This window comes from Xanthomarina sp. F1114 (genome assembly GCF_026410255.1).
GTDB lineage: Bacteria > Bacteroidota > Bacteroidia > Flavobacteriales > Flavobacteriaceae > Xanthomarina.
Window position 1 is genome coordinate 1 of sequence record NZ_JAPMLL010000016.1, and the last position, 16,989, is coordinate 16,989.

Genomic DNA, 16,989 nt, shown 5'->3' on the forward strand with positions numbered 1-16,989 from the left:
GTCAAGCAACCAAGCAAAAAAAAACACCCTCCTTAGAATTAAAAGAATAAAGAGCTCATCTGTCATGCTGAGCATAGTCAAAACATCTCCAAAATCAGCTCCTCCCTTCAGATGAAGGGAGGTGGCTCATCTGACTTCAGGAGGATGAGACGGAGGGTTTGAAGTCACGAAAATTCTCTCCAGACATAGAAAATGTACAGGCTGTGGCTCAAAGCATCTTAAGACATAGAATTATAAAAAACTATAAACCCGAAACCGAAGGAATATCAGAAGAGCAGATTATTAAAAGCCTGTTCTAATACCTTCCATTTTTATATGTTTCTCTCCAAAATGGGCTCCTCCCTTCAGATGAAGGGAGGTGGCTAGCCTGATATAAGGAAGGCTAGACGGAGGGTTTGAGTTATCAAGCAACCAAGCATAAAAAACACCCTCCTTAGAATTAAAAGAATAAAGAGCTCATCTGTCATGCTGAGCGTAGTCGAAGCATCTCCAAAATCAGCTCCTCCCTTCAGATGAAGGGAGGTGGCTCATCCGACTTCAGGAGGATGAGACGGAGGGTTTGAAGTCACGAAAATTCTCTCCATTCATAGAAAATGTACAGGCTGTGGCTCAAAGTATCTTAAGACATAGAATTATAAAAAATTATAAAGCCGAAGCCGAAGGAATATCAGAAGAGCAGATCATTAAAAGCCTGTTCTAATACCTTCCATTTTTTCTATATTTCCCTATAAATTCAACGAGATAACCGTGCATTTTACGGACACTCAAAACCAACCTATTCTAAATTTTATTAATTTACTATTTTAGCTCATACTATTTTAAGAAATCTGTATTTCTTATCATAGAAAACCTCTTTTTGTTGAATTATTTTCAGTGAAACTTTCATTCTATTACATATTTTTAAAACTCCTTAAAAATTCGTAATTTTGCAATACACGGAACATGTGAAAAACACTGAAACTATTAATATTAATAATTAAATACAACTTATGGCTTTCGATATAGACATGATTAAAAAGGTGTACGGTACAATGGCAGAGCGCGTAGATGCAGCTCGTAAAATTGTTGGAAAACCGCTTACACTTTCAGAAAAGATTTTATACGCACATCTTTGGGATGGAACACCAACCAAAGCGTTTGTTCGTGGAAAAGATTATGTGGATTTTGCTCCAGATCGTATTGCGTTGCAAGACGCTACGGCGCAAATGGCATTATTGCAGTTTATGCAAGCTGGAAAAACGAAGGTTGCAGTTCCTACTACAACGCATTGCGATCACTTAATTCAAGCAAAACAAGGTGCTAAACCAGATTTAATCCGTGCTAACGAAACAAGTAGCGAAGTATTCGAATTCTTGGCCTCTGTATCTAATAAGTATGGAATCGGATTCTGGAAACCAGGTGCTGGTATTATTCACCAGGTGGTTCTGGAAAACTACGCTTTCCCAGGTGGAATGATGATTGGTACCGATTCGCACACCGTTAACGCTGGTGGTCTTGGAATGGTAGCTATTGGAGTAGGTGGAGCAGATGCGGTGGATGTCATGGCAGGAATGGCTTGGGAACTTAAATTCCCTAAATTAATCGGGGTTAAATTAACAGGTAATATCAACGGATGGACATCGGCAAAAGATGTGATTTTAAAAGTAGCTGGAATTCTAACCGTTAAAGGTGGAACAGGTGCTATTGTTGAATATTTTGGCCCAGGGGCTAAAAACTTATCTTGTACTGGAAAAGGAACCATTTGTAATATGGGTGCCGAAATTGGTGCAACTACTTCAACCTTTGGTTACGACGATTCTATGGAACGTTATTTACGCGCTACGGATAGAGACGATGTTGCTGACGAAGCAAACAAAATCCGAGAATACTTAACCGGAGACGACGAAGTATATGCAAACCCTGAAAAATATTTCGATCAGGTTATTGAAATCGATTTAGATACATTACGCCCGCATTTAAATGGTCCGTTTACTCCAGACTTGGCAACGCCAGTTGGAGAATTAGGTCCTAAAGCTAAAGAAAACGATTGGCCAATTAAAGTAGATTGGGGTCTTATAGGATCTTGTACCAACTCGTCTTACGAAGATTTAACCCGTGCAGCTTCTATTGCCAAACAAGCGGTAGATAAAAAGATTAAAGCCAAATCAGATTTCGGAATTAACCCAGGCTCAGAACAAATTCGTTTTACAGCCGAACGTGATGGTATCCTAAAAATCTTCGAAGATTTAGACGCGACTATTTTTACCAATGCCTGTGGTCCATGTATCGGACAATGGGATAGAAGCGATTTAAAAGGAGATGAGAAAAATACCATTGTACACTCTTTTAATAGAAACTTCTCAAAACGTGCAGATGGAAATCCAAATACACACGCCTTTGTGGGCTCTCCAGAAATGGTGGCAGCAATTGCTATTTCAGGAAGATTAGACTTTGACCCAATGAACGACACCTTGATAAACGAGGATGGAGAAGAAGTAAAATTAGAAGAACCAAGAGGTATTGAATTACCACCATTAGGATTCGAAGTTGAAGATGCTGGTTATGTAGAACCTGTAAAGGATGGTACGGGAATAGAAATATCTGTAAGTGCTACGTCAGAACGTTTACAATTATTAACACCTTTCCAACCTATTGGAGATAGCATTACAGGAGCCAAACTGTTAATTAAAGCGTTTGGAAAATGTACTACAGACCACATATCAATGGCTGGACCTTGGTTGCGTTATAGAGGACATCTAGATAATATCTCTAACAATATGCTAATTGGTGCGATCAATGCTTATAATAAGAAAACCAATTTTGTAAAAAATCAGTTGACTGGAGACTATGCAGGAGTTCCGGATGTGGCCAGAGATTATAAAGCCAAAGGTATTTATTCAGTAGTAGTTGGAGATCATAACTACGGCGAAGGTTCTTCTAGAGAGCATGCTGCCATGGAGCCAAGACACTTAGGTGTAGCTGCAGTTATTGTAAAGTCCTTTGCACGTATTCACGAAACAAACCTGAAAAAACAAGGGATGTTAGGTTTAACTTTTGTTAATGAATCTGATTACGATCTAATCCAAGAAGATGATACCATCAATTTCTTAGATTTAAATGAATTTGCACCAGACAAGCCTCTTAATATAGAGTTTGTGCATAAAGATGGTTCAAAGGATGTTATTACCGTAAATCACACCTATAACCAAGCGCAAATTGATTGGTACAACGAAGGTTCTGCACTTAATTTAATTAAAAAGCAAAACGCGTCTTAATTAATAAGAATAGTATTAAACTAAAAAACTCCTGAAGAAATTCAGGAGTTTTTTTATGTCTTAAATAATTTTACAATTTAATTGCCTCCAAGTTGTCAGAAAGTAAGAGTATAAAGTCTCCTGTCATTCTGAACGAGGCTCGAAGCAAAGAATCTAATAGTACAACACTAACAACTCACCACTAACAACTCAAAGCTCACAACCCACAACTCACCACTCAAAGCTCACCTCTCAAAGCTCACGACTCAAAACTCACACCCCACACCCCTTGTCCAAAGTGATAAAGAAAGCAGGTTTAAGCCATCAGTAAAAGTGAGAAAACTAAAATTTATAGATAACTTCAGCACTATGCTGAATGTAATTTGATAAGTAAATCGATTTATTGAAACCCCATTTCCCTACGGTTTGCAATCGCAATCCTAAATCATAGGTGTTTGTAAACCAAAACTGAACACCTACTCCAGCATTAAACGTGCCCGTATTAAAATCTGTTACTTGAGTGAAGCCTAGCCCAAGAAGCGCGTATGTTTCTACTCGCTTTAGTCGGGTAGTGGGAGCATAAAATTGATCAAGATATACTTTACCCGACATGTCCATCGCAAAGAAAGATTTATTTTCAGGTAGTACCAATTCATTCTGCAAATTACTCATTTGTAGGCTATTAAAAGATAACGCTGCATTTATAGCTAAATAATTTAAAACGCGATATTCCCCACTTAACATTACTGGGTTTTTAAAATTCCAATTACTTCCATCAAATGGTTGGTTAATTCCCGAGCCATCATTATCTACAATATTAACTCCTAGACCTATAGCCCAAGGATAATCAAGTACTTCATTTACGCCTCTGCTTTGACCAAAACTAAAAATGGTAATAAACAAAAGTATAATGGATATGCTAAGTTTCTTCATAGAGCAAATTTATAATAAAAATAACATTATTTTGGACTTCATCAAAAGAATATTAAAAAATAAGCTTTCAAATAATCACGACTTTCCTTTTAAACGTTCAAAAATACGATTATAATTATTAAAGACATCTTTTCTATAATCTTTATTAATTAAGAATAGTTTCAATCGTGAAAATAAAAACTTAATAAATAAAAAACTCCGAAATAAATAATCAATAGAATAGGAAAAACTAGGATGCCTTTGCTTAAAATTATAATAACTGAGCTTAAAAAAAGTCTTTTTGTCTTTTATTAGATGTTGGACATCCTTAAAATAAACAGTCGATAAACATAAAAAATTGATTACAAATCTATCAGCTTCTAATTCATCAGGTAATACTCCTTGGGCTTTATTTAAAATAAGGAGCGAGTCATATATGCTTCTAAAACTAACTCGTGAATAATAATTCCCACGATCATTTATTTGCCAGTTGAGTATGCAATGATGTAAGAGGTGATTATTAGCAGGTACGTAAACTTGGTTAATTAATTGTTTAGAATTTAAAACACACTCTTTGTTTAAAAGAGCTTTCTGTCCCTTAAAAAATAAAGATTTATGTAACTCCACTGCTGCCAAACTATTAGCTAAAACTAATCTGGGTAGGTGTCTATGTTCAAAATATTTAACTCCAAATGTTTGTTTTCTAGGCTTGTAGTTTTCCGAAATCAGTACATTATTAGCAGCTTCAAGTTGGTGTTCGGAAACAAGAATATCAATATCACCAATCATTCTTTCTCCTAAATCAATATAATACCCTGCTGCTAATAGCCCAGTCCCTTTTAGAAAAACATGTTCAATATCATGATTTTGAAAGAGTTTGCTAATAGTATGAACATCCCTTAAAAGAGAGATATTTCTGTTTCTATTAATGTCGGTTAGCTCTTCAAGATAGTCTCTAAGGTCTGCTGGTAAAACACTTAGAAGAGACTTTTGTTTTAATCGCAAATAAAGGGTAGGTAAAACAACATGCTGGCTAGCATGTACTACAAGAGCGTCCCAATCGAAATCAGAATGGGCCAATCTCGTTTTTAAAACTTCAGAATCACTCTTAAAACTTAAGATGTCAGCAATAATTTGATACGCTTGAAAGGGAGTCATTTTTGAAGGGTGACGAATTAAATGTTATTTAAACAAATATAAATATATAATGTTATTGCGCAGGTCTTAATAACGTTTCAAATTTAGAAATAACAGCATCTGTTTCACTATAAGTCAGTTTGTAAAAACTACAGCTATCAAGCCAATCCATAAAAATTCTAACATGTTCAGGATGAGGCGAAATCCATGAATCGGGTATTAATGCATTTAGAGCTTCTTCAATTGGGAGTGTGTCCAATGAGGCTTCGGAATCTGCCTCATAATTAACTAATACTATTTTAGAACAAGGTAATGGTTTGATATCCGAGTTAACTGGTGTAACGTATTTCAAGAGGCCTTTATGGCTATTGGGAGATTGAAATGTCCTGTACTTTATGCGTTCAGAAAGAGAATCAATCAGACTAAAGGCATTTTTTTTAATGGAGATGGCTGATGGAAAATGATGAATCTGTTGAGTTTTAGCAAGCATAGGACTAAGGTCATCAGTCAAAAGATTAAATCCATAATCCATTAGTATGGCTGATAGAGTGCTTTTCCCTTTGCCAGATTCCCCAATAAGCATAACAGCCTCAGAATTATTTGAAATGGTAGAAGCATGGAAGCTTGCAAGCCAATCAGATTCCTTGGTCTGAGTTAAAGTGCACAATAATTCTATGGCAAATTTTCCCTGTAATAAATGATAAGCTTGAGTTGAATAACTTTCTAAAAAATGATTACTTTTAAATAAGTGCAGAAGATGGTTTGAGCTGCTAATATGAAAAACACAATCTGCGTTAATTTGCGGAGCCTCTATTTCTAAATATGAAAATTGCGGGTGAATCAAACGCTGTTCGTTTTCAGACTGATAGCATACTTGGATAATTACACCATTGAAATTATAAAAAATGGAAATAAATGGGAACTCTGAATCCAAAACAGAAACTTCACTAACTTTATTTTCTTCAGGATCTATACTATGAACAGATGTTAAAAGACTTTCAATTTCTGAAAATAAAACACCTGATACCTCTCCTGAAATAGGTTCACCTGTATTGATTAATTGATGAAAATGGCTGTAATCCTTGCTTTGTAAAAAGCAATCTAATAAAGTGTAAATATGGTCATTTAAGACCAAGTATTTATTTGAAACCTGAAACCACAAAATAACAACATCATGGGTGTGATGCACATAGTTAGGGGCTAAAATGGTTTTCAATTTTTGTTTTCTTATATTTATTAAGAATGAAGCTTTTATTCAAAAGGGTTCCCTCCTGGATCTAAGGGTACAGATTGAGCATGGGCTTTTTTGGGGCTTAATATAAGAAAGGTTCCCACAGCCGTTAATGCAGCGTATTTCCCCATTCTCTTTAGCGCTTCATTACGCGTGATTTGATTTTTTGACGAGTCTTTATTCATAATGCAAATATAAAAATCATTTTATATATAATTACTATAATCTGTTAATAGATTATATTTTAAACAATATGGTCAATTTAATTTCCCTCTTATAAATTAATCCCAAAAATCATATTTGTAGAAATTTATAAGAGGTTTTTTATATATTATTTAATAATTACTTTTTGTGTCTTAATTAAAGTTTTGTTTGATACAGCAACAGCATATACCCCTGTGGCTAAGGTTGAAACATCTATTTGGTTATGGATAGTTCCAGCCTCTAGAGTAGAGCTCAGTACCACTCTGCCTTGCATATCGTACACTTTAACAAAGGTAGTCTCTGTTAAATGCCCTTTTACAAAAATGGCTTTTGGTGTAGCAGTAGCAAAAATATGTAAGCTATTTAAAGTCAGGTCATCTGTAGATAGTGAAGCATCTGCAAACCTTAAAAAGAAACGTCCCACTCCCGAAATAGCGGAAGTAGCTGTTAAGTTATAGGCACTATCTGTTAATAAGGTTAAGGTATTAGCTACAGTATCTTCCAAATAAACATGTGTGGATGCCGGTAAACTGGTTTCAGCTAATGTCAAGCTTATTGTTTCGCCTGCTGGAATATGAACTCCCAATGGAATACTAACATCGGCATAATCGTTATAAGCTAATGATTGAACGCCCATAGCATCACCAGTATTATCTTGAACTAAATTAGAATATAAGGAGAATTCGTTTGTTTGTCCCGCAAATACTTTCGAATCGTAACCAGGGTCTAAACCTAAAGAAGCATTATCAGTAAAATAGAAATCTGTGCTATATGATAAATCGGCCTCATTACTTAGGCGAAGTTTTAAATGTTCTATTGGAGTGTTACTTAATCTTCCTGGAATAAAATCATCACCAGGACCAATGGTGCGCATGGATGGGGTAAACGAAATAGTTCCGCTTGTCGCACGGGAAGCAACATAAAACCCTTGGCCTGGTGCTAGTTTTGCACCAGGGTTTGCCTCAGAATATGCTTGATTTTGTATATTCCAACCATTCGAGGCATTTCCATCATAGCCATAAACACCTGAGCTAGTAGTACTCAACGAACTATTATTAAGAGCTAAAAAGTCTGCTAAACTTAAATAAGACGTATATGGGTTTCCAATTAAGTTCCAATCTGGAGTTACCGTCCCAGCAATAGAAATAGGAGTGCTAACACTACCTGTGTTAACCGTTCCAGTAAAATTTAAATTACCATCGTCTGTGGTCGCTGTTCGATAACCAATACCAGGACTTAATATGACAGATGCTTCCGCGGGAATAGCAGTGTCATAAGTTAAATAGCTGCCCGTAGTCTTGTCAAAGGGACCAAAAAGTTTCTCGCTAGGATTACCAGGATTGTAAAATAAATTAGAATTATTAGCAGCCATATCACCAAATGTTTGCCCGCCAACTGGAGCTGAAATTAAATCGTTTCCACCAACACTAGCATTGGTATTTACATGGCGACTATAAGTAACATTTCCAGTGACAATACCTCCAACAATTAAACTGGAGTAATTGGAAGAAAGAGAATTCAGTTTTAATAATCCTTCTGTATTTAAATCTGAATTTACTGTAATAGAACTAATGGATGATACAGTGACAGTAGCTCCATTTGCAATAATTAGATTATTAAACCCAATATCTTCACCCACTACGTAATTTCCATCTTTCACAAGTCCGTTTTCAGTACCTGTAGCCATAGCATCAGTAGGGGCGTAAGGTATCCAAGAACTATTTGTATAGACCAACCCATCAAAAGCAATCACAACGTTAAATCTAACACTGCTAAATAAACCTCCCACTCCCGGCGTTATGGGGTCAACATATAATTTAGCATTTTCCCTTGGTTCTAAAAATTTGACCGTATTAAAGATTCCAATTCCATTATTGATGTCATAATCTGTTGATGATGGATCCATTGATCCATTTGAACTTACCTCCACTTCTCCATTATAATCGATATCCAAATTATTGTTTATATCCACCGCATGAACCGTTGGATAGGGGATCATTATTTCAAACTGATCGACATCTGTTGGTTGTTGGTCAAATATGAGTATAGAAGCCGTTACTTCTATTCTGTTATCATCGCCAGTAATTGATGTACTAGCCCCTCCGGCATCAGTAGCTGTAAAAGTCGAGCCACTAACATGAGAAGTTGCTGAACTAATAATTAATTGAATTTGCTCATTATCAGTAACGGTGCTTTTAAAAGTGGCATAAACACTAAACGTTTTGGAACCATTATTCGGAGCTGTTATGCTTAAGCCACTAAAATTTGTTGTGGCATCTACCGTAGTCATTTCACTAACATTTGTAGTGCCATCAAAGATAGCCAATGCTGCAAAATTGGTATATCCAGAAACACTAAACCCTAAATCGGTTAAAATTGTTGGTAAGCCATCAGGATCTGATAAATCGTTGCCCCCATCTTGAATGACAAATTCTCCAATTTGAATAGAATTTGTTGTAGTTAAACCGGACGCAGCGTTATACGTTATATAATTAATATTTTGCGAAGCTGTAAAGCTAGTAGAAGCAATAATATTAGATTCTTGTGCATAACTAAAGAGACTAATAGTAAATATTAAAAGTGATAAGTAGATTTTTTTCATAATCATGTAATTTTAAATAACTGATTGCCAGGCGGGTATATCAGAGCTTTGATTTTTTAATAGCTAACTACAAATATATGAAAAGTAGATGACTTTTAAAGGGTTTTATTTTTGGAATTGAATAAATAAAATGGATAACTAATTTGCTTAGGGAAATTTTTATAAATATATACGCTGTGAAGCAAATTATGGGATACACCATCCTCGAGCAAACCCAAGACTGGTAAATTCATAGTAGAATGGATTAATAATAATTGTTTTACCAACCAATAAGCTTCAGACCCTGTTAACGGTTTCTCATGTCGAATGCTTGGATTCAGATAGAGTTGCATTAATAAAATAATACCTGACCTGTTTTACTGTGTTAAGAAGTCCTTATAGCTTAAACTGCCATAAAAATAAAAGGTTTTTATTTCTATTAATTGCACGAAGTTCCTTTAAATACGTTTCAATATCTTTTGGTAAAATGTTTAAAGGGCAACTCTGTTATAATCTGCTATAAATAGGAGTTAGTAGTTAGAACTAAATTAAAGCTAGCCACCTTAAAGACATTCTCTCAATTAACAAGATGCTAAGTTAAAAGTGTTTATAATTCAATAATATTAATTTTAAAACTTAAAATTGCTGAAATCTGATGAAAAGAGGCTTGTAATAGATTTATATTAAGAAGTTGTTTTTTTACTTTTTAGAATGTCTAAATAAAAGTGAAATGCTATATTTTCTTTTTAAATATTTAGAATTATTGAAAAAATACAAATTATGATAGCCATAAATTTATTTTAGGTAGTATAAATTATGTATTTTCGCGATTAGTTTATATCCTGTTTGTAATTATAAACAGTTCAAAATTAAAATAAAAAAATGCCCTGGTTCGTACTTAAAACCAAGCCAAATTGCGAAAAAAAAGCAGCTGACAAATTACAAGCAATAAATGTAAATGCGTATTGCCCGGTAAAGACTGTGGTAAAGCAATGGAGCGATCGTAAAAAGAAAGTTCAAGTACCCTTGTTGCCCTCCATGATTTTAGTTAATTGCAATGAAGCAGATCGAAATATGGTTTTTGGTATCCCTTATGTTAGGCCGTATTTGTTCTGGTTAGGTAAACCAGCTGTAGTTACAGAGAAAGAAGTAGAAGCTTTGCGCTTATTCGAGACCGAAGACTATAAACGTTGCGATTTAGAAACAATAAAAGTAGGCGAAACAGTCGATCTAAGTAGTATTGGGTTGCAACAACAAAAAGGCGTGGTTAAATATGTGTCGGGAGACCAGTGTTGGGTGGTTTTAGACAGTTTAGGTTATATTGTAAAGCTACAATTGGCAAAATAAGTAACAGCATCCATGGGGTGCTGTTTGTATAAAAAATTAGAATAAGCTCAGCACTTGTATGTGACTGGCAGTGGCGAAGCCATGTAAAATCACGAACAATTGCATAAAATATTATGCAGTGGACAAGGCTAAAATAGTCAATATTAATAGTGTCCACGGTTCAAGCCACCAAGGTGATATGCCACATTATTTTGGCGCCTGTAAAGAAAGTAAAAAGTTTCTGTAGTAACCAACCAGGCCACATCCTACACAAAGATATTAAAGAGGCGATTTTATGGTATCGGGGAGTTTGGCGTGAATTTGTGGTGAATATTTCACATAAAGTAAAGCTTAACAATAAAGCGCTTCTATATATGGAATTTGTAATTTTAAGGATTAATAAATATTTTTGATATTAGTGTCAAACAAAAAAACAATTTTAGCGGGGTACTCTGGACATGGTTTCGTTGTTACGGAAGCAGCTGTTTTGTCCAATATTATAATTGATGGTTATCTTGAGCCAAAAGAAATTCTTCCAAACCATTTTAATTTAGAATATTTAGGCTTTGAAATGGATCCTAATTTTGAATGGGATAGAGATATTGATTTTATCCTGGGGATTGGGGATAATCAGATAAGGCATAAACTTGGGAAATTCATACAATCCAAATCCAAGGAGATTTTGAATATTATACATCCATCAGCTTCAGTTACTAAAATGTTAACTATGGGTTCGGGAAATTTTATTGCTAAAAATTCTTCGATCAACCCAATTGTAGAAATTGGAAATTTTTGTATCATTAATACTGGAGCTATTGTAGAACATGAATGTGTTATCGGAGATACAGTTCATATTGCACCTGGTGCCGTTTTAGCTGGGAACGTTAAGGTGGGTACAAATACGTTTATTGGTGCAAATTCAGTTATTAAACAAGGCGTTACCATTGGAGAAAATGTAATTATTGGTGCAGGTGCTGTTATAATTAAAGATATTGCTGATAACTCAAAAGTAGTTGGGAATCCAGGAAGGATAATATGAATAAAAAAGTGATAATAATTGCAGAGGCTGGTGTCAATCATAATGGCAATATGGATACCGCTAAACAACTTATAGATGTTGCGGCTGAGGCAGGTGTGGATTATGTGAAGTTTCAAACCTTTAAAACCGCTAAACTTGTTACGAAATCAGCAGAGCGCGCCGAGTATCAAAATACAAATACTAAAAACAGCGATTCTCAATACGAAATGCTCAAGAAATTGGAGCTTTCTGAAACAGATCACTTAGAATTGATAGCTTACTGTCAAACTAAGAATGTGAAATTTCTATCTACTGGCTTTGATTTGGATAGTTTACAATTTCTTGCTAATATTGGAATTACCTTAGCTAAAATTCCTTCGGGTGAAATTACCAATTTACCATATCTGGAAAAGATGGCAGAATTATATTCTGAGTTCATTCTTTCTACAGGGATGGCGAATATACAGGAAGTCAAGGATGCCTACCAAGTATTGATTGATGCAGGAGTCAAACCTTCAAACATTACTATCTTACATTGCAACACAGAATATCCTACACCAATGGAGGATGTCAATTTAAAAGCAATGCTACATATAGAAAGGGAACTAGATACAACTATCGGATATTCCGATCACACTTTAGGTATCGAAGTGCCTATTGCTGCTGTGGCCTTAGGAGCAACAGTCATTGAGAAACATTTTACTTTAGATAGAGAATTGCCCGGTCCAGATCATAGAGCATCTTTAGAACCCACAGAATTAAAAGCCATGGTTTTGGCTATCCGCAATATTGAAAAGGCAATTAATGGAAGTGGAATAAAGGAACCGTCACCTTCAGAAATGAAAAATAGACCAATTGCCCGTAAGAGTATTGTTGCAAGTAAGCTAATTAAAAAGGGCACTATTTTTTCTGAAGAAAACTTAACTATTAAAAGGCCAGGTACAGGAATTAATCCTATGAAATGGAAGATGATTTTAGGGGAAACAGCAACTCAAGATTACGGTGAGGATCAACAAATCGAAATATGATTAAGAATATTTGTGTCGTTACCGGCACGCGCGCCGAATATGGTTTATTAAAACCATTATTGGATTTAATAACTAAAAGTATTTCATTAAACCTCCAATTATTGGTAACAGGAGCACATTTGTCGCCTGAATTTGGTTTGACTTATAAAAGTATAGAAGCAGATGGTTTTAGCATAGATGAAAAGATAGAAATGTTATTGTCTTCTGATACAGCCACGAGCATTGTAAAATCTATGGGATTAGGTATGATAAGCTATGCAGATGCCTTTGAACGATTAAAACCAGATGCTATTGTTATTTTAGGAGATCGCTATGAAATGCTCGCGATTGCTTCTGCCGCTTCCGTTTATAAAATTCCTTTAGTTCATTTACATGGAGGCGAAATTACGGAAGGCGCTTATGATGATGCTTTCAGACATGCCATTACAAAATTGAGTCATCTTCATTTTACTTCTACTGAAGACCATAGAAAACGAGTTATCCAATTGGGAGAAAATCCCGATAAGGTGTACAACGTTGGAGCAATAGGATTAGACAACATAATCAATTTGAAAATGTTGACAAAACAGGAAATAGAAGTCGAATTAGGGATTAAATTTAAAAAGTATAATTATCAAGTTACCTTTCATCCAGAAACTTTAAGTAATATATCATCTGCAGAACAGTTTCAGATTTTGTTGCAGGCCATAGAAATTCAAGAAAACAGCTTTTTTGTGTTCACAAAAGCCAATGCAGATACAGATGGACGAGTTATTAATAGCATGATTGATGACTTTGTACAAAAATATCCTGAAAAAGCAAAAGCTTTTACATCTCTTGGGAGTTTGCGATACCTATCTTTGCTAAAAGAATGCGATGCTGTTATAGGCAATAGTTCTAGTGGTATAATTGAAGCACCATCGTTAAAAGTTGCAACCATAAATATTGGTGACCGACAAAAAGGTCGCACACAAGCAGCATCAGTGATAAATTGTAAGGTAGATTATCAACAGATAAAAACTGCTATTTTAAAAACTCAGGATAGAGAATTTAAATCTGAACTGAAAAGCCTTAGAAACCCTTATGGTGAAGGTAATACGGCGACCAAAATAATTGAGGTTTTGGAGCACACCAATTGGGAAGATATAAAAATAAAAAGATTTCATAATCTAAAGTCATGAGTTCACTAAATAAACATACCGTTCTAAAAAACACAAGTGTTAGGGAAGCCTTGATTAAGTTAGATGTTCTTGCTTCTGATGCCATATTATTCGTTACAGATAATGATAATGTGCTTATTGGTTCGCTTACGGATGGCGACTTAAGGAGAGGCTTTATAAAAGGTTTGGGATTTGAGGATGCTTTACTGGATTTTATTCAGAATAATCCTTCTTATATCGTTGAAGGGGAATTTGTAATGGATAAACTCGAGGAATATAAGTCGAGAAACTTTAAGATAATTCCAATCTTGAATGCGGCTAAACAAATTGTAGAAATCATCAATTTCCGAGAGCAATCCACGATTATCCCTGCCGATGCCATCATTATGGCAGGTGGCGAGGGAAAGCGGTTACGTCCGTTGACTGAAACCACTCCAAAACCTTTATTGAAAGTTGGAGGCAAGCCCATCATAGAATATAATATCGATCGATTACAACAAGTAGGAATTAAAAATATCACATTAAGCATCAATTATCTAGGTGAACAACTTAAAGGTTATTTCGGAAACGGTGGTAATAGGAAATTAAATATCCAATACGTTAAAGAAGATAAACCTTTGGGTACTATTGGGTCAATTCTTTTGGTTAATGACTTTTTTCACGATGACATCATCGTCATGAATAGTGATTTGTTGACCAATATTGATTTTAAGGATTTCTATAAATTGTTCAAGGATTCTGGAGCTGACATGGCCGTGGCCGCAACCTCTTATAACGTCGATATCCCTTATGGCGTTCTGGAAGCAGACGATTCCAATAAGGTCCTGTCACTTAAAGAAAAACCTCGATATACATACTATTCTAATGCTGGGATCTATATTCTTAAAAAGGACCTCTTAAAAATGATTCCACAAGATGAGTTTTATGATATTACCGATCTCATGAAGCGCATCTTGGAGATGAACTTAACGATGGTGACTTACCCAATTAACGGCTATTGGTTAGATATTGGGAAACATGAGGATTTTGAAAAAGCGCAACAGGATGTTAAACATATAAGATTTTAATGAAACCATTAGTTATAATCCCTGCAAGAGGAGGTTCTAAAGGTGTTCCTGGGAAAAACATCAAATTATTGGGTGGAAAACCATTAATCCAATACGCTATCGAAGCAGCACTTGAAATAACCGATAAGGATAATATTATTGTAAGCACAGATTGCGAAAAAATAAAAGCTGTAGTTGAAGGTTTAGGACTCAAAGTGCCGGCCTTGCGCCCAAAAAAATTAGCCTTGGATGCTGCTGGAACTAATGAGGTCTTATTATATGAACTTGAAAAATTAGAGCAGGCAGGCAGACTTTTTGATTCACTTATTCTACTACAACCTACCTCACCATTTAGAACAGGGAATCATATTTTGGAGGCATTAGAATTGTATAAGGAAGATTTAGACATGCTCGTTTCCGTCAAAGAAACAAAAGCTAATCCGTACTTTGTTTTACGGGAAGAGGATAATAATGGTTTTTTAGTACCATCCAAATCCTTTACTGCGAATCGTCGTCAAGATGTGCCCAAGGTTTGGGAGTTGAATGGAGCTATTTACATTATAAACACTAACACACTTAAAAGTAAGCCTATAAATCAATTCACAAAAGTAAAGAAATACGTTATGGATGAGTTTTCTTCTCTCGATATTGATACCATGATGGATTGGCAATTGGCAGAAAAACTCTTGGCTTAGTGGCTAACTCTTTAAGAGAATCCGGAAAATCCGGAATGATTTGGTCTTTTTTAATACAAGGAGGTACACAGGCAATCAACTTTGTCGTAACTGTTATTTTGGCGAGATTATTAATGCCAGAACAGTTTGGTCTCATTGGAATGATCGCTATTTTTATAGCCATTAGTCGTGCTTTGATAGATGGAGGTTTTGTCTCTAGTTTGATTAGAACAAAGGATGCCGATAATGTGGATTACTCAACAGTATTCTTTGTTAACCTTATCAGTTCAGTTTTTTTATATGGACTCCTATTCATTACTGCCCCGTTAATTTCAGAGTTCTATCAAGAAGAAATTCTAATTAAATTAATACGGGTACTAGGTTTGATTTTGATTATAAATGCATTTTCATTAGTACAATCAACAAAACTAAATAAAGCTTTACAATTTAAGACTCAGTTTAAGTTACAACTACCTTCTTTGATTATAAGCGCATTGATTTCAATTTGGATGGCCTATAATAATTATGGGGTATGGAGTTTAGTGGCCAAAGATATTATTTATGCGTTTCTGGCAACTCTGCAGCTTTGGTGGTATGCCAATTGGATTCCAAGTTTTGTCTTTGATAGAGAAAAATTTAAGTACCATTTTAATTTTGGCTACAAACTTTCTTTGACCCAAATTATAAATACAAGTTTTAATAACCTCTACAATGTGGTTATAGGGAAGTATTTTTCAGCTGCACAATTGGGGTATTTTACCAGAGCAAGATCTTTAGAACAATTACCTACATTGTTTTTTTATAATGCTTTTAATCGGGTGTTTTATCCTTTATTAGCCAAGGTAAATGATGATGACCAACAATTGAAGAGAGTTTACTCACAATTGATGAGAGTGGTAATATTTGTTGTGACCCCTATTTTAATTTATTTAGGTGTCGTCGCAGAACCTTTTTTTAGATGGCTTTTAACTGAAAAATGGTTGCCTGCTGTACCATATTTTCAATTGCTAATTATATCCGGAATTTTCTATCCCATCCATCAATATAATCTCAATATCTGCAAACTCAAAGGACGAAGTGATATGGTGCTTAAGTTATCTATGTTACAAAATATTATGTTGCTTGTTGGTGCGTTTAGCGCGATTTGGTTTGGCATCTATGGGCTCTTATATAGTTTAATTGTAATTAATATTCTGATAACTTTTATTAATGCTTATTTTTCTGGTAAATTGATTGGATATAACTTAAAAAATCAGTTAAAAGATATACTTCCCATTTTGTTATTAAATGTTTTGATAGGAATAATTTTCTATTTCTTACAAATTAGATGGTTATATAAATTTCCTGATTTATTGAATTTAATCGTAAGTGTTATTGGATTCCTTGTTATTTATTTATTTATAGCATTTGCAATAAGAATGAAAGTGATAAATGACTTGATGTCCTATAGGAGAAAGTAA

General features: G+C 34.9%; 13 protein-coding genes and 2 pseudogenes. 10 read left to right on the top strand and 5 right to left on the bottom strand.

The genetic code is table 11. From position 1 onward, the window contains the following. Positions 1–170 precede the first annotated feature (170 nt). The 3 genes and pseudogenes from OS188_RS12870 to OS188_RS12880 all read left to right on the top strand — a co-directional run. Positions 171–299: pseudogene (locus tag OS188_RS12870) on the top strand (AAA family ATPase); the annotation flags it as partial. Positions 300–571: 272 nt separating this feature from the next. Then, positions 572–700 (top strand): annotated as a pseudogene (locus tag OS188_RS12875) (AAA family ATPase); the annotation flags it as partial. Between the two features lie 289 nt (positions 701–989). Next, positions 990–3,254 (top strand): aconitate hydratase, encoded by a 2,265-nt coding sequence (locus tag OS188_RS12880; RefSeq protein WP_267149262.1) that lies wholly within the window; start codon positions 990–992, stop codon positions 3,252–3,254. Positions 3,255–3,575: 321 nt separating this feature from the next. Here OS188_RS12880 and OS188_RS12885 read toward each other — a convergent pair whose 3' ends face one another. From OS188_RS12885 to OS188_RS12905, 5 genes are all read right to left on the bottom strand, one after another. Continuing rightward, positions 3,576–4,166: a putative outer membrane beta-barrel protein gene (locus OS188_RS12885; RefSeq protein ID WP_267149263.1), complete on the bottom strand. Its 591-nt coding sequence runs from the start codon at positions 4,164–4,166 to the stop codon at positions 3,576–3,578. A gap of 75 nt (positions 4,167–4,241) precedes the next feature. Continuing rightward, positions 4,242–5,303: a nucleotidyltransferase family protein gene (locus OS188_RS12890; RefSeq protein WP_267149264.1), complete on the bottom strand. Its 1,062-nt coding sequence runs from the start codon at positions 5,301–5,303 to the stop codon at positions 4,242–4,244. Positions 5,304–5,355: 52 nt separating this feature from the next. Beyond that, on the bottom strand, positions 5,356–6,498 hold the full coding sequence (locus OS188_RS12895; protein ID WP_267149265.1) for a phosphoenolpyruvate carboxykinase (ATP): 1,143 nt from the start codon (positions 6,496–6,498) through the stop codon (positions 5,356–5,358). 35 nt (positions 6,499–6,533) lie between these two features. Further along, the gene (locus OS188_RS12900; protein WP_267149266.1) at positions 6,534–6,698 is read right to left on the bottom strand and encodes a hypothetical protein; all 165 of its coding nucleotides are present in this window, start codon (positions 6,696–6,698) and stop codon (positions 6,534–6,536) included. Positions 6,699–6,844: 146 nt separating this feature from the next. Next, on the bottom strand, positions 6,845–9,319 hold the full coding sequence (locus tag OS188_RS12905) for a DUF8693 domain-containing protein (RefSeq protein WP_267149267.1): 2,475 nt from the start codon (positions 9,317–9,319) through the stop codon (positions 6,845–6,847). Positions 9,320–10,180: 861 nt separating this feature from the next. Here OS188_RS12905 and OS188_RS12910 point away from each other — a divergent pair. From OS188_RS12910 to OS188_RS12940, 7 genes are all read left to right on the top strand, one after another. Beyond that, a complete protein-coding gene (locus tag OS188_RS12910; protein WP_267149268.1) occupies positions 10,181–10,645 on the top strand; it encodes a UpxY family transcription antiterminator in 465 nt (154 codons plus the stop codon). Between the two features lie 397 nt (positions 10,646–11,042). Further along, entirely contained in the window at positions 11,043–11,663 is a 621-nt protein-coding gene (locus tag OS188_RS12915) for an acetyltransferase (protein WP_267149269.1), read from the top strand. Further along, positions 11,660–12,670 (top strand): N-acetylneuraminate synthase, encoded by a 1,011-nt coding sequence (neuB, locus tag OS188_RS12920; protein WP_267149270.1) that lies wholly within the window; start codon positions 11,660–11,662, stop codon positions 12,668–12,670. Before OS188_RS12915 ends, neuB begins: the two co-directional genes overlap by 4 nt. Further along, positions 12,667–13,830, top strand: coding sequence for a UDP-N-acetylglucosamine 2-epimerase (gene neuC / locus OS188_RS12925; RefSeq protein WP_323370458.1), 1,164 nt, complete (start codon positions 12,667–12,669; stop codon positions 13,828–13,830). Before neuB ends, neuC begins: the two co-directional genes overlap by 4 nt. After that, positions 13,827–14,876, top strand: coding sequence for a nucleotidyltransferase family protein (locus OS188_RS12930; RefSeq protein ID WP_267149271.1), 1,050 nt, complete (start codon positions 13,827–13,829; stop codon positions 14,874–14,876). Before neuC ends, OS188_RS12930 begins: the two co-directional genes overlap by 4 nt. Further along, the gene (locus OS188_RS12935) at positions 14,876–15,550 is read left to right on the top strand and encodes an acylneuraminate cytidylyltransferase family protein (protein ID WP_267149272.1); all 675 of its coding nucleotides are present in this window, start codon (positions 14,876–14,878) and stop codon (positions 15,548–15,550) included. Before OS188_RS12930 ends, OS188_RS12935 begins: the two co-directional genes overlap by 1 nt. Further along, a complete protein-coding gene (locus OS188_RS12940; RefSeq protein ID WP_267149273.1) occupies positions 15,520–16,989 on the top strand; it encodes a lipopolysaccharide biosynthesis protein in 1,470 nt (489 codons plus the stop codon). The genes OS188_RS12935 and OS188_RS12940 overlap by 31 nt, the downstream gene beginning before the upstream one ends.

Coding starts and splice junctions, on each gene's coding strand:
- OS188_RS12935 (WP_267149272.1), top strand. CDS start 14,876: ATGAAACCATTAGTTATAATCCCTGCAAGAGGAGGTTCTAAAGGTGTT.
- OS188_RS12910 (WP_267149268.1), top strand. CDS start 10,181: ATGCCCTGGTTCGTACTTAAAACCAAGCCAAATTGCGAAAAAAAAGCA.
- OS188_RS12880 (WP_267149262.1), top strand. CDS start 990: ATGGCTTTCGATATAGACATGATTAAAAAGGTGTACGGTACAATGGCA.
- OS188_RS12905 (WP_267149267.1), bottom strand. CDS start 9,319: ATGAAAAAAATCTACTTATCACTTTTAATATTTACTATTAGTCTCTTT.
- OS188_RS12885 (WP_267149263.1), bottom strand. CDS start 4,166: ATGAAGAAACTTAGCATATCCATTATACTTTTGTTTATTACCATTTTT.
- OS188_RS12900 (WP_267149266.1), bottom strand. CDS start 6,698: ATGAATAAAGACTCGTCAAAAAATCAAATCACGCGTAATGAAGCGCTA.
- neuB (WP_267149270.1), top strand. CDS start 11,660: ATGAATAAAAAAGTGATAATAATTGCAGAGGCTGGTGTCAATCATAAT.
- OS188_RS12930 (WP_267149271.1), top strand. CDS start 13,827: ATGAGTTCACTAAATAAACATACCGTTCTAAAAAACACAAGTGTTAGG.
- neuC (WP_323370458.1), top strand. CDS start 12,667: ATGATTAAGAATATTTGTGTCGTTACCGGCACGCGCGCCGAATATGGT.
- OS188_RS12890 (WP_267149264.1), bottom strand. CDS start 5,303: ATGACTCCCTTTCAAGCGTATCAAATTATTGCTGACATCTTAAGTTTT.